Raw genomic sequence first — 13,010 nt, 5'->3', positions numbered from 1 at the left:
ACGTCCACCGGTACCGACAGCCCGCCGATGCGTCCATCGGCGGGCTGTCGGTCATCTGTCGGCGGGCTGTCAGTGGCGCCTGGTCCCATGGTGGACATGACGCGAAACGACAAGAACCCCAATGCCGTGGTGGTGCGGGGGCTGGTCAAGCACTACGGCGGTCCTCAGGGAACACGAGCCCTGGACGGTGTGGACCTCGATGTCCGCGAGGGCACCGTCCTCGGGGTCCTCGGCCCCAACGGCGCCGGCAAGACCACCCTCGTACGCTGCCTCTCCACCCTGATCACCCCCGACGCCGGAACGGCGACGGTCGCGGGCTTCGACGTGGTCCGCCAGCCGCGGCAGCTGCGCCGCACCATAGGCCTGACCGGCCAGTACGCCTCGGTCGACGAGAAGCTCTCCGGCTGGGAGAACCTCTACATGATCGGCCGGCTGCTCGACCTGTCCCGCAAGGACGCCCGGACCCGCGCCGACGAGATGCTGGAGCGGTTCTCCCTGACGGAGGCGGCCAAGAAGGCCGCCATGAACTACTCCGGCGGCATGCGCCGCCGGCTGGACCTGGCCGCCTCGCTGATCGGCAACCCTGCCGTCCTCTACCTGGACGAGCCGACCACGGGCCTGGACCCCCGCACCCGCAACGAGGTGTGGGACGAGGTGCAGCGGCTGGTCGCCGAGGGCGCAACCGTCCTGCTCACCACCCAGTACATGGAGGAGGCCGAGCAGCTCGCCAGCGAGCTGACGGTCATCGACCGCGGCAAGGTCATCGCCAACGGCAAGGTCGACGAGCTGAAGGCCCGCGTCGGCGGCCGGACCCTGAAGGTCCGCCCCGTCGACCCCTCCGACCTGCCCGGGATGGCCCGCGCGCTGGCGGAGACCGGGCTGGACGGGCTCGCCGGCTCCCAGGCGGTGCCGGACGAGGGCGTGCTGCTGGTCCCGATCCTGAGCGACGAGCAGCTGACCGCCGTGGTGGGCCTGCTGGCCGCCCGCGGGTACGCGATCGCCGACCTCGGCACCTACCTGCCCAGCCTGGACGAGGTGTTCCTGTCGATCACCGGCCAGAAGCCCACCATCGAGATGACCGAGGAGGTCGCGGCATGAGCACCGTAACCACGACGAAGCAGCCCGCCGACACCGCGCCCGCCCGGGTCCCGGCCGCCGAGCCGCCCGACGAGGGCCGCATCGGCCTGCGGGCCAACCTGCGGCACATCGGCGCCCTGGTGCGCCGCAACGCGCTGCAGATCAAGCAGGACCCGGAGTCGATGTTCGACGCCGTGCTCATGCCGATCATCTTCACGCTGCTGTTCGTGTTCGTCTTCGGCGGCGCGATCTCCGGCAAGGGCAACCAGGAGGCGTACGTCAACTACGTCATCCCGGGCCTGATGGCCATGATGGGCATGAACATCTCGATGGCGGTCGGCACCGGCGTCAACGACGACTTCAAGAAGGGCGTCATGGACCGCTTCCGGTCCATGCCGATCGCGCGGTCCTCCGTGCTCCTCGCGAAGATCGTCGTCGAGGTGGGCCGGATGCTCGTCGCGATCACGATCCTGCTGTCGGTGGGCTTCATCCTGGGCCTGTCGATCAAGACCTCGGTGCTGGACCTGTTCCTGGCGATCGGCCTGTCGACCGTCTTCGGCGCCTCGCTGATGTGGATCTTCATCCTGCTCGGTCTGACGATGAAGACCGCTCAGGCCGTCCAGGGCATGGCGATGCTGGTCCTGATGCCGCTCCAGTTCGGCAGCTCGATCTTCGCCCCGCCGTCCACCATGCCGGGCTGGCTCCAGTCCTTCACCGACTACAACCCGCTGTCCAACCTGGCCGACGCGGCGCGCGGCCTGATCAACGGCGGAGCGGTCGCCCACTCCGTGTGGATGACCCTCGGCTGGTCGCTGGCCATCACGGCGGTCACCATGCCGCTCGCGGTACGGAAGTTCCGCCAGAAGACCTGATCCGGGACGAAGGTCCGGTCCGGATCGCGTCCCGGGACGGGCCCCGCACGGGGGGCCGGGTCAGACCAGGGCGGTGGCCTCCTCCAGGGTGAGGCCGCCGCCTTCGGCGTGCGCCGCCTCGTACGCGGCGTCACCGAGCGCCGCCCGGGCCAGCTCCTCGGCCCGGGCGGCGTCCTCGCGTTCCGTGGTGACGGGGAAGTGCCGGGGCGGCAGGTGGGCGCGGTAGGCGCCGAGCAGCCGGGCCGCGTCGTACTCCCGCCGCGGGCCGCCGAGCGAGACCAGCGAGACGGCCGCGGTCATCAGGTAGACCGCCGGCATCTGCGGGGCCACCATCCGGACCAGCGGGTCCTGGACGGTCCCCACGGCCTGGCGGAGGTGTGCGAGCGCCTCCTCGTACCTGCCCTGCTGGTTGTCCAGCCAGGCCATGGTGCCGAGCAGGAAGCCGTCGAAGATGGCGAAGGCGCCGAAGGCGAACTCCTCGCGCAGCATGCGGAGCTGGGCGCGGGCCTCGGGGATCCGCCCGGTGCGGCCGAGGATGCCCGCGAGGAACATCCGGGCGGCGGGCATGGCCTCGTTGCCGAACTTCGCCACGGTGGCGACGATCTCGGTGAGGATCTCCTCGGCCTCCGCGATCTCGCCGCTCTCGACGAGGGTCCCGGCCATCCGCACCCGCAGGACCGTCACCTGGGCCTTGGCGCCCAGCCGTTCGGCGTACGCGATCGCCTCGCGGAAGTCCCGGGCCGCCAGGCCGTACTCGCCGCGCTTCTCCCGGGACTCGGCGCGGGCGGAGAGCGCCTCGGCGCAGCCCCAGGCATCGCCGAGCTCGCGGAACAGGGCCAGGCTCTCGTCGGCGTCGCGGGAGGCGTCGCCGGCCCAGTCGGCCCGGTTGGCGAGGATGTTGGCGCGGAGCTGGAGCGCGGAGGCCAGTTCCCAGCGGTAGCCGAGCGCGCGGGCGGTGGCGACGGTCTCGTCGACGACCAGCTGGAGCAGCCCGGGGTCGCCGGAGATCATGACGGCGTAGATCCAGAGGGAGGCGGGCGTCCGGCAGGTCTGCGGGAGTCCGGGCCGGTAGGTGGCGAGCATGCCGTCGACCTGGGCGCGGACCCCCGGGGTGTTCCACTCCTCGTTGGTCTGGTCGCGGGCGGCCAGCCGGACCAGGTGGACCGCGCGCCAGGCCTCGGTGAGCACTTCGCCGCTGTAGGGCGGGGGCGTGTCGACGAGCCGCTCGTACACGGGCTCCGCGGGGACGACGGGCGCCACGAAGGGGTCGGGACCCAGTCCGACGGCCGCTTCGGTCCAGTGCCGGGACTCGCTGCGCAGGTCGTGCATGTGCCAGTACCAGCCCAAGGAGTGGATGAGGCAGAGCACCTCGTCGGCGTCCCGGGTGGCGACGGCCCGGCGCAGGGCGGTACGGATGTTCTCGTACTCGGTGCCGAGCCGGTCGGCCGCCGCACGCTGGCCGTGGCCGCGGAGCAGCGGCTCGGTGGTCCGGGCGAGCTCGCGGTAGTGGACGAGGTGGCGGTGCTCGGTGGCCTCGCGGTCGCCGTCGGCCTCGGCGAGCCGCTCGGCGGCGTACTCGGCGACGGTCTCCAGGAGCCGGTAGCGCATCCCGGAGCGGTCGGGTCCGGGGGCGGCGACGACGAGGGACTTGTCGACGAGGGAGCCGAGTACGTCGGCCACGTCCCAGGCCGCGGGGCCGTCGCCCTCGGGGCCGTCGTCCTCGGCGCATACGGCCTCGGCGGCGGCCAGGTCGCAGCCGCCGGCGAAGACGGACAGGCGGCGCAGGACGGTGCGTTCGGGTGCGTCCAGCAGGTCCCAGGACCAGTCGACGACAGCGCGCAGGGTCTGCTGGCGGGGCAGCAGCGTACGGGAGGTGCGCGCGCCGGTGGTCAGCAGGCGGAAGCGGTCGTCGAGCCGGTCGGCGATCTGGCGCGGGGTGAGCAGCCGCAGCCGGGCGGCCGCCAGCTCGATCGCGAGCGGCAGCCCGTCGAGGCGCCGGCAGATCTCCGCGGCGGCGGCCGGGTCCTCGTCCGGCGTGAACCCGGGGCGGGCGGCGGCCCCGCGGTCGGCCAGCAGCCGCAGCGCGACCGGGTCGGGCAGCGGTTCCACCGGGCGCAGCAGCTCGCCGGGGACGCCCAGGGGTTCGCGGCTGGTGGCCAGGATCTGCACGCCGGGGCAGTGCGTGAGGAGGCGTTCGGCGAGCTCGGCGGCGGCGTCGATGACGTGCTCGCAGTTGTCGAGCAGCAGCAGGAGGCGGCGGCGCGCGCAGTGTTCGGCGAGCCGGCCGAGCGGTTCGTCCCCGGCCCGGTCGGTCAGTGCCCGCAGCTCCTCGGCGGAGGCGCCGCGCAGCTTGGTCTCGCGTGCGCCGAGCGCGGCGAGCGCCGCCTCGGCCACCTCCTCGGGGTCGGCCGGTCCGTCGACGGGTGCCAGCTCGACGAGCCACACCCCGTCGGGCCAGCCGCCCTCCTCGGTGTGCGCCTTGGCGGCGTGCGCTTCGGCGGCCTCCTGCGAGAGCCGGGTCTTGCCGGCTCCGCCGGGGCCGAGCAGGGTGACGAGCCGCGCCCGCGCGAGGTCCTCCCCGATGGCCCGGATGTCCTCCTCGCGGCCGACGAAGGTGGTCAGCCGGGCCCGCAGATTGCCCTGGTCGGGCGGTACGGGCCTCGGCGCCGGGGTCGTCGGGGCCACTGCGGCCGGGGCCACCGGGGCCGGGTCCGGGACCAGGAGTTCCGCGTGCAGGGCGCGCAGGGCGGGTCCCGGGTCGGTGCCCAGGCGGGCGGCGAGGTCGCGCCGGACCTCCTCGTAGGCGGCCAGTGCCTCCGCCGGGCGGCCCGCGTCCCGCAGCGCCCGGATGCGCAGCGCGTGCAGGGGTTCGTCCAGCGGCTGCTGCCCGCACAGTGCGGCCAGCTCGGGCAGGGCCCGCTCCGCCTCGCCCAGGGCCAGGGCCGCCTCCAGTCGGCCCCGGCGCGCGTCCATCCGTACGGCCTCCCAGCGCGCGGCCTCCCGGACCGGGTCGGGGAGGGACGAGAGCGCCGGGCCGCGCCACAGCGCGAGGGCCTCGTCGTAGAGTGCGGCGGCGCCTGCGGGGTCCGGCTCGGCCGCGGCGGAGCGTACGAGGCGCTCGAAGCGGTAGAGGTCGACGTCCTCCCGGGCGGCGGCCAGGACGTACCCGCCCTCCTCGGAACGCACGGCCCCGTGCCCCAGCGCCCGCCGCAGCCGCGCGACCAGCGCCTGGAGGGCGGCCACGCCGTCGGCGGGCGGGTCCCCGGCCCAGACCTCGTCGACGAGCAGCGGCGCCGGCACCGCGCGCCCCGGCCGCAGCGCGAGCGCGGTCAGGAGCGCGCGCAGGCGCGCTCCGCCGACGGCGACGGGGGTGCCGTCGTCGCGGGCGGCCTGGGCGGTGCCGAGAATCACGTAGCGCACCGGCCCATTGTCCCCGGCCCCGGGCCCCGGCCGGGCCGGGGCCCGGGATAGGTTTCGCCGCATGGGTCACCAGGGCAGCCGCGGCGAGCGGCAGATCAGTTCCGTATTCCTCGGCATCGCGGCCGTCATGGCGGTGACCGGGTGGGCCGTGTGGACGGGGTACTCGACGAGCACCGGCCTGGCCGTCTTCCTCTTCGTGACGTCGGCGTGGATCGTCTCGCTGTGCCTGCACGAGTACGCGCACGCCCGCACGGCCCTGCACAGCGGCGACCTGTCGGTGGGTGCCAAGGGCTATCTGACGCTGAATCCGCTCAAGTACACGCACCTGCTGCTCAGCATCATCCTGCCGGTGCTCTTCGTGATCATGGGCGGGCTGGGCCTGCCCGGCGGTGCGGTGTACATCGAGCGCGACCGGATCCAGGGCCGTTGGAAGCACAGCCTCATCTCGGCGGCGGGCCCGCTGACGAACGTCGCCTTCGCGGCCGTGTGCACCGCCCCGTTCTGGCTGAACGCCCTCGACGGGGTCCCGGTGCCGTTCCGCTTCGCGCTCGCGTTCCTCGCGCTGCTCCAGGTCTCGGCGGCGATCCTGAACTTCCTGCCGGTGCCGGGCCTCGACGGCTACGGCATCATCGAGCCCTGGCTCTCCTACCGGGTCCGCCGCGAGGTGGCGCCACTGGCCCCGTTCGGCCTGATCGCCGTCTTCGCGCTGCTGTGGATCCCGGAGGTCAACGCGTTCTTCTTCGACGCGGTGAACGGCGTCCTCTCCGCGCTGGGCGTGACCGACCTGGAGACGTACTGCGGCCGCGACCTCTACCGCTTCTGGCAGGACGGCGACGGCTTCTGCGCGGTCCCGGTCGACTAGGGGGTGTCTGGCGGGACGGTCGGGCCCCTGGTCAGATCGTGACGGGGCCGTGGACGGTGGCGAACTCGACCGAGACCAGGCCCGGTTCCTCGTCCTCGACCCAGGTGACGTCGATCTGGTCGAGGGGGTGGTCGGCCGGTTCGCCGAGGAATTCGGCGATGGAGGCGGCGTCGCCGGCGATGGAGACCCCGTGGATGGTGGTGGGGGTGCGCGGTTCGGCGCTCGGGCGCTCCTCGGTGGGGACCAGCCACTGGAGGAAGTAGGGCAGTTGCGGGTCCTCCAGCAGCTCCAGCAGGCCGATCTGCTTCCACCTCAGGTCGAACCCGTCGGGGCGGACACGGTGGCCCTCGGCCGAGGTGCGTCCGAGGCGGGCCTCGACCGGGGTGATGTCGTCGACGGAGACCACCCAGCCGAGCCAGCCGCCGCCCTCGGCGGCGCGGCGCGCGACCGCCTGGCCGAAGGGTGCGCGGTCGGCGGCGGGGTGGTCAAGCGTGGTGACGACCTCGACGTAGGTGCCGCCGCTCAGCGGGAGAATGAAATTGCGGGTGCCGAACCGCGGGTGCACGCCCCCGTCGACGAACCCGGCACCGAGGGCCGATCCGATCCACTGGACGGTCGAGACGAAGCTGTCGCGGGCCACCGCATAGGACACGTGATCAAGTCGCACCGCGCCATCATCACCCGGCAACCCGCACAAATCCCGACGCCACGCCCGCCGCCCCGGCCGCGTCCCCCGGCGGCTTCAGCCGCGGATTCAGCCGCGGAGCGGATCGGTCATCCTCAAGAGACGGCCTAGCGCCGGGCGGCGCCCGCGGCCTTCTGGGCCTTGGCCTTGCGCATGTAGAACCACGCCATGTTGGACGTCACACCCGCCATGAGCACCCAGACGATGCCGAGGAAGCTGCCCTCCACGAAGGCGACCACGGCCGCGGCGATGGCGAGGACGCAGACGACGATGGCGAACACGGCAAGGCGCGGCATGGAAGGAACTCCTCGGGGACACTGAAGCGGGTCGAGCCCCTCCAGTGTCCCCCATGCCCCGCAGTGCCCGTGTAAGGGCGCGGGCCCCCGCCGTGCGGCTCAGACGTCCGTGAGGCGCAGGCCCGCGTGGGCCTTGTAGCGGCGGTTGGTGGAGATCAGGTTGGCGACCAGGGATTCGACCTGGTGCGCGTTGCGCAGGCGGCCGGCGAAGACGCCGCGCATGCCCGGGATGCGGGCGGCCAGGGCCTGGACGAGGTCGGTGTCGGCGCGGGATTCGCCGAGGACCATCACGTCGGTGTCGATCTCGTCGATGGACTCGTCCTGGAGCAGGACCGCCGACAGGTGGTGGAAGGCCGCGGTGACGCGGGAGTCCGGGAGCAGGGCCGCGGCCTGCTGGGCCGCGCTGCCCTCTTCGACCTGGAGGGCGTACGCGCCCTGCTTGTCGAAGCCCAGCGGGTTGACGCAGTCCACCACGAGCTTGCCCGCGAGGTCCTCGCGCAGTGCTTCGAGGGTCTTGGCGTGGCCCTCCCACGGCACGGCGATGATCACGATGTCGCTGCGGCGCGCGCACTCGGCGTTGTCCGCGCCCTCCACGCCGAGGCCCAGCTCGTCGGCGGCGGTCTGCGCGCGGTCGGCGGCGCGGGAGCCGATGATCACCTTCTGTCCGGCGCGGGCGAGCCGGTAGGCGAGGCCGCGGCCCTGGTCGCCGGTGCCGCCGAGGACGCCGACGACGAGGCCGGAGACGTCCGGCAGGTCCCACGGGTCCTTGGCCGGCGCCTTGGCGGGGGTCTGCTGCGTGCTGTCTGTGGAGGTCATGGGGGCGAGGGTACTGCCGAGTACCGCACAGTCGAAGAGCGGGGAAGCGCTCCCGTATGTCCGTTGCATGGTGCAGGATGCCGGTATGGACGCCGTGAGAGTCGCGCTGCTGCGCGAGGTGCTGGCCGGTACGCAGTGGCCGGGTGCCGCGCGGCGCTTCGCGGGCTCGCTGAGGCGTGCCGTGGTGCCGGCCGGCGGTGGTCTGCTGCTCGTGGGGACCGCGCAGTACGAGCCCTGGCACCTGGCGGCCCACCTGGTGGACGAGGCCGCCTGGTCCGGGCTTCCCGAGCTGGCGCCCACGCTCGTACGCCACCGCGTGCTGCCGGGGGAGCCGGCGCACCTGTCGGTCGGGCTGAGCCGGCTGGAGGCGGCCCGGCGCGGGCACACCCTGCTGGTGGTGGCTCCGGAGCGGCCCGGCGAGGGGCTGCTGGAGCGGGTCCACGACGCCCGCCGGGCGGGAGCGACCGTGCTGTCCCTGGACGGCGGCGATCCGGATCTCGGGACGCTCGCGCACGACGCGCTGTCGGTGCCGGAGGGCTCCGCCGAGCTGGACCTGGACACGGTGCAGCACCTGGTCAGCGCGGCGGCCGGGGAGAACAGCCTGCCCGTGCAGCGCGGGCCGCGCGGGCTGCGGGACCGGCTGGCGCGGCTGGCCGATCAGCTGACCGCGCCGCCGCCCAGCCGCTGGTAGCCGGTCCGAGGGCGGCGGACCCGGGGCCGGATCCGGACCCGGGCCCAGGAGCGGACCCGGGCCCCGCTACTGGGCCGTGCCCTCTTCTTCCTCACGGGTCTTGTCGTTCCACTTCGGGTCGTTCTGCCATTCGAGATTGCGTTCCTGCGCCGTCTCCATGGCGCGTGCGGCTTCCTCGGGGGTGCCGTAGGGGCCGAACCGGTCCTTGGCGGGGCACTCGGGTCCCTCTTCGACCTTGTGGTGGACCAGGCAGTAGTACCACTCGCCCGCTTTGCCCACCTGGCGCTTCTTGAACACGGCCATCGTCGTCAGGCTCCTCTCGATACCGCTCTCTGCCGCCATGCTGCCCCATCCCCGCTGGATACACTCGCTTGCATGTCTGGCCAGTCACTGCTCGTACCAGGCGAGCTTTCTCCCGTCCGTTCCGTTCCCGGAAACATCCGCCGGCCCGAGTACGTGGGCAAGCCCGCGCCCACTCCGTACACCGGACCGGAGGTGCAGACGGCCGAGACCATCGAGGCCATGCGCATCGCCGGCCGCATCGCCGCCCGGGCGATGGAAGAGGCCGCCAAGCTGATCGCGCCGGGGGTGACCACCGACGAGCTGGACCGGGTCGCCCACGAGTACATGTGCGACCACGGCGCGTACCCCTCCACTCTGGGCTACCGCGGCTTCCCCAAGTCCCTGTGCTCCTCGCTCAACGAGGTCATCTGTCACGGCATCCCCGATTCGACCGTCCTGCGCGACGGCGACATCGTGAACCTCGACGTGACCGCGTACATCGGCGGAGTGCACGGCGACAACAACGCCACGTACCTGTGCGGCGACGTGGACGAGGAGTCGCGGCTGCTGGTGGAGCGCACCCGCGAGGCTCTGAACCGGGCCATCAAGGCCGTCAAGCCGGGCCGCCAGATCAACGTCATCGGCCGGGTCATCGAGTCGTACGCGAAGCGTTTCGGCTACGGCGTGGTCCGTGACTTCACCGGCCACGGGATCAACTCGTCCTTCCACTCCGGCCTGATCATCCCGCACTACGACAGCCCCCACGCCACCACCGTCATCGAGCCCGGGATGACCTTCACCATCGAGCCGATGCTGACCCTGGGCACCCACGAGTACGACATGTGGGCGGACGGTTGGACGGTCGTCACGAAGGACCGCAAGCGCACCGCGCAGTTCGAGCACACCCTGGTGGTGACGGACACCGGGACGGAGATCCTGACCCTGCCGTAGCCCTCCGGTGGAGCCCGGCTGGAATTTTTTTACCGACAAGGCGTCGGGAACACATTGACTTAGGCAAGCCTAAGTAAGAGGATCAGGTGTGGCGGCAGTGCTGCCACGCCCGTTTCCTCTTCCTCCGGAGGTCCGTCTTGGACGCCTTCTCGACCGTCATCCGTGTCGCGTCGCACGAGCAGCACACCGAGGCAGAGACCTCGACCTTCATGAGCGACCTGCTCGGCGGCCGGCTCGGGGTGGACGCCTACACGCGCTACACCGAGCAGCTGTGGTTCGTCTACCGGGCCCTGGAGGACGCCGCCGAGTCCCTGAAGGACGATGCGGTGGCCGGCCCGTTCATCCAGCCCGAGCTGATGCGCGTCGCCGAGATCGAGCGGGACCTCGCGCACCTGCTGGGCGCCGACTGGCGCGAGAGCGTCGTGGCGCTGCCCGCCACGGAGGCCTACGCCGCCCGCGTGGCGGAGTGCGCCGCCCAGTGGCCGGGCGGGTACGTCGCCCACCACTACACCCGCTACCTGGGCGACCTCTCCGGCGGCCAGATCATCCGCGACAAGGCCGAGCGGACCTGGGGCTTCGAGCGCAAGGGCGACGGCGTCCGCTTCTACGTCTTCGCGGACATCTCCAACCCGGCGGCCTTCAAGCGGACCTACCGCGAGCTGCTGGACGCGATCGCCGCGGACGACCTGGAGAAGCAGCGCATCATCGACGAGTGCAAGCGCGCCTTCGACTTCAACGGCGCGGTCTTCCGCGAGCTGGGCGAGCAGTTCCCGCTGAGCGCGTAGCAAGAACGGCGAGGCCTACGGCGAGAGGGCCGGCCCGGTGCACGGCGCACCGGGCCGGCCCTCTCGCGTACGTCCCGTGAAGTGCGGGCGCCGCCCTACGACGCGAAGCGGACGCGGCCGCCGATCTCCACCGTGCCGTCCGGTCCGGGGGCGGTGAGGATCTGGGAGCCCGCGCCCTGGGTGATGTTCAGGGCGCGGTTCAGCTCGGCCGTCAGCAGGATCGCCGCCGAGCCGGTGGCCTCGTCCTCGACGATGGCTCCCCCGGGGCAAGCCCCGGCTCCACAGGAGCGGCTGTCGCCGCACGAATGTCGGCGCGGAAAGCCGCGCGCGCGGACCCGCCCCGCGGCCTCGTCCTCCCAGGCCCAGGCGTACAGCCAGCCCTCGCCGGGCGGCGGGGCGGGCAGCGCCTCGACCTCGGCGACGGTGGCGTACTGCTCGGTGCGCTTGCCCGCGACCCATTCGGGGCGGGCCGTGATCCAGGTGAACTCCCCGTCGTCGCGGGCCCATACGGAACCGGCCGGCGGCTGGAGCTCCCCGATGTCGAGCAACCAGGCGACCCCGACCAGCGGATGACCGGCGAAGGTCATCCGCGTGCCGGGGGTGCGGATGTCGACGACCCCGCGCTCGGGGTCGTCGACGAACACCGTCTCGCTGTAGCCGAGTTCGGCGGCCAGCTCCTGCCGCGACCGGTCGTCGGGGCAGGTCCGGCCGTCGCGCACGACACCGAGCAGGTTGCCGTACCGGCCGTCACCCGCGCAGAAGACCTTGAGGACATCGAGATCGTTCACGCGGGCATTCAAACACGGGTCAGCTCAGCACCGTGCGGCGGCGGCGCCCGAGGAACACCGCGCCCGCACCGGCCGCGATCACCGCGGCGGAGGCGCCGAGCAGGGTCCCCGCCGGGATCTCGGAGCCGGTGGTGGCGAGGTTTCCGCCGACGGAACCGGCGCCTCCGGCCGTGGAACCGCCGGCGGCGGTCCCACCGGTGGTGCCGCCCGTGGCCGAGAGGGTGGCGTCCTTGTCGACGGCCACGGAGAAGCTGACCGGGTCGACCGGGTCCCCCGCGTGGTACATGGAACCGGTGGTGGCGTTGGCGAAGGTGGCCGCGCCCTCGGCGGTGAAGGCCGCCGGGACCGCGTTCAGGGCGAGCACGCCGCCCTTGGTCCTGTAGTCGGTCTTCGACAGGTCGAGCGTCGCGAAGGGGACGCCCGCCTTGGTGCCGGAGGCGTTCGTGACGTCGACGTACAGGGTGCCGGCCTTGCCGGTGGCCTCGACGCGGAGGTTGGCGAAGCTCATGTCGATGCCGTGGGCCGCGTACTGGAAGCGGAGGTTGCCCTCGAAGGAGGCGCTCAGCTTCTGCTTCTTGGCGTCCAGCTCGCCCTTGCCGAAGGCGAAGTCGAAGAGGTCACCGCTCTTGACGGCCCCGCCGGCCGGGGTGATCGAGCCCGCGCTCTGCACGTAGCGGCGGAAGGACTCCTTCACGCCCCACGTCAGCTTGCCGCCGAGCACCTTCTGCGGGCCGTCGGCGGTCGCCGTCGCCGTGGGCTGCGCGGTGGTGGTCGCCGTCCTCGACGGGGTGGGGGTGGGGGTCGGGGTGGGCGTGGGCCTGGACGACGGGGTCGAGCTGGGCGTGGCGCTCGGCGAGGCGGGCTTCTCGAACTCCAGCTTCACCGTCAGCGGGTCGCCGTCCACGCCCTTGTAGGGGCCGCCGAGTTCGGCCGCGGCCTGCTCCGTGATCTTGGTGGGCAGGTTCTCGGTGCTGCGGCCGGCGACGAAGTCGGCGAGCGGCACGTCCTGCTTGGTCTCCGCGCCCTTCTTCGCCACGTCGGCCGTGACCTTCTGGGTGGCGGTGTCGAACCGGAAGTCGGACAGCGTGACTTCGAAGCCGTGCGCCGGCGAGGCGAAGGTGACTCCACCCTTGAAGGCGGCCTTCACCGTGTGCGCGGCGGGGTCGTACGCGCCACCGACCGCCCCCAGCTGGAAAGTTCCGTCGGCGTTCACCCTGGCCCCGTCGGAGCCCGTGATGGTTCCGCCCGCGCCGCCCTGCTCGACCGGGCGCGTCACGTACTTGCGGTACCGCTCCAGGACGCCCCAGTCGAACGTGCCGCCGATGACCTTCATGACCGGTGCCGCGGCGGGGGCCGCGCCGGGGGCCGCCTCGCCCGCGGCCGTAGCGGGTATGGCGAAGGCGGTGACACCGAGGGCGGCGGCGGTGAGGACGGCGGCCGCGAGGTTGATCGGGCGGCGGTTCGAGGACATGGCTGGGGGTCTCC

The 13,010-nt window shown here is 72.7% G+C and carries 13 protein-coding genes; 6 read left to right on the top strand and 7 right to left on the bottom strand.

Annotated elements, in window-relative coordinates:
* Positions 1 to 96 precede the first annotated feature (96 nt).
* On the top strand, positions 97 to 1,098 hold the full coding sequence (locus AB0M99_RS04745) for an ATP-binding cassette domain-containing protein (RefSeq protein ID WP_365917211.1): 1,002 nt from the start codon (positions 97 to 99) through the stop codon (positions 1,096 to 1,098).
* Positions 1,095 to 1,949, top strand: a complete 855-nt coding sequence (locus tag AB0M99_RS04740) for an ABC transporter permease (RefSeq protein WP_365917210.1) — start codon at positions 1,095 to 1,097, stop codon at positions 1,947 to 1,949. Before AB0M99_RS04745 ends, AB0M99_RS04740 begins: the two co-directional genes overlap by 4 nt.
* A gap of 60 nt (positions 1,950 to 2,009) precedes the next feature.
* Here AB0M99_RS04740 and AB0M99_RS04735 read toward each other — a convergent pair whose 3' ends face one another.
* A complete protein-coding gene (locus AB0M99_RS04735; RefSeq protein WP_365917209.1) occupies positions 2,010 to 5,369 on the bottom strand; it encodes a BTAD domain-containing putative transcriptional regulator in 3,360 nt (1,119 codons plus the stop codon).
* Positions 5,370 to 5,430: 61 nt separating this feature from the next.
* On the opposite strand from AB0M99_RS04735, the gene AB0M99_RS04730 reads away from it, so the two are divergent.
* Positions 5,431 to 6,231, top strand: coding sequence for a site-2 protease family protein (locus tag AB0M99_RS04730; RefSeq protein ID WP_365917208.1), 801 nt, complete (start codon positions 5,431 to 5,433; stop codon positions 6,229 to 6,231).
* A 31-nt stretch (positions 6,232 to 6,262) separates the two neighbouring features.
* On the opposite strand, the gene AB0M99_RS04725 is transcribed toward AB0M99_RS04730, so the two are convergent.
* The 3 genes from AB0M99_RS04725 to npdG all read right to left on the bottom strand — a co-directional run bounded on the left by AB0M99_RS04725 (position 6,263) and on the right by npdG (position 8,028).
* Positions 6,263 to 6,898: a VOC family protein gene (locus tag AB0M99_RS04725; protein ID WP_365917207.1), complete on the bottom strand. Its 636-nt coding sequence runs from the start codon at positions 6,896 to 6,898 to the stop codon at positions 6,263 to 6,265.
* 125 nt (positions 6,899 to 7,023) lie between these two features.
* Positions 7,024 to 7,212, bottom strand: coding sequence for a hypothetical protein (locus AB0M99_RS04720; protein ID WP_365917206.1), 189 nt, complete (start codon positions 7,210 to 7,212; stop codon positions 7,024 to 7,026).
* Between the two features lie 99 nt (positions 7,213 to 7,311).
* The gene (gene npdG / locus AB0M99_RS04715) at positions 7,312 to 8,028 is read right to left on the bottom strand and encodes an NADPH-dependent F420 reductase (protein ID WP_365917205.1); all 717 of its coding nucleotides are present in this window, start codon (positions 8,026 to 8,028) and stop codon (positions 7,312 to 7,314) included.
* Between the two features lie 85 nt (positions 8,029 to 8,113).
* Between npdG and AB0M99_RS04710 the strand changes: the two genes are divergently transcribed.
* Positions 8,114 to 8,719 (top strand): hypothetical protein, encoded by a 606-nt coding sequence (locus AB0M99_RS04710; RefSeq protein WP_365917204.1) that lies wholly within the window; start codon positions 8,114 to 8,116, stop codon positions 8,717 to 8,719.
* A 66-nt stretch (positions 8,720 to 8,785) separates the two neighbouring features.
* Here the strand turns inward: AB0M99_RS04710 and AB0M99_RS04705 are convergent, their stop codons facing one another.
* Positions 8,786 to 9,022 carry a hypothetical protein gene (locus AB0M99_RS04705; RefSeq protein ID WP_365917380.1) on the bottom strand — a complete coding sequence of 79 codons (237 nt, stop codon included), beginning with the start codon at positions 9,020 to 9,022 and terminating at the stop codon, positions 8,786 to 8,788.
* Positions 9,023 to 9,094: 72 nt separating this feature from the next.
* Here AB0M99_RS04705 and map point away from each other — a divergent pair, with 72 nt between their 5' ends.
* Positions 9,095 to 9,952, top strand: coding sequence for a type I methionyl aminopeptidase (gene map, locus AB0M99_RS04700; RefSeq protein ID WP_365917203.1), 858 nt, complete (start codon positions 9,095 to 9,097; stop codon positions 9,950 to 9,952).
* Between the two features lie 137 nt (positions 9,953 to 10,089).
* Complete coding sequence (locus AB0M99_RS04695) at positions 10,090 to 10,737, top strand: biliverdin-producing heme oxygenase (protein ID WP_365917202.1); 648 nt, start codon at positions 10,090 to 10,092, stop codon at positions 10,735 to 10,737.
* A 95-nt stretch (positions 10,738 to 10,832) separates the two neighbouring features.
* Here the strand turns inward: AB0M99_RS04695 and AB0M99_RS04690 are convergent, their stop codons facing one another.
* Both AB0M99_RS04690 and AB0M99_RS04685 read right to left on the bottom strand, forming a co-directional pair.
* A complete protein-coding gene (locus AB0M99_RS04690; RefSeq protein ID WP_365917201.1) occupies positions 10,833 to 11,525 on the bottom strand; it encodes a PhzF family phenazine biosynthesis protein in 693 nt (230 codons plus the stop codon).
* Between the two features lie 19 nt (positions 11,526 to 11,544).
* Entirely contained in the window at positions 11,545 to 12,996 is a 1,452-nt protein-coding gene (locus tag AB0M99_RS04685) for an HtaA domain-containing protein (RefSeq protein WP_365917200.1), read from the bottom strand.
* Between the last annotated feature and the right edge of the window lie 14 nt (positions 12,997 to 13,010).

It is taken from the genome of Streptomyces sp. NPDC051183 (assembly GCF_040682455.1).
Classification (GTDB): Bacteria; Actinomycetota; Actinomycetes; order Streptomycetales; family Streptomycetaceae; genus Streptomyces.
Note: the sequence above shows the minus strand (reverse complement) of the source record. Positions and strands in the feature narration are given on the sequence as shown.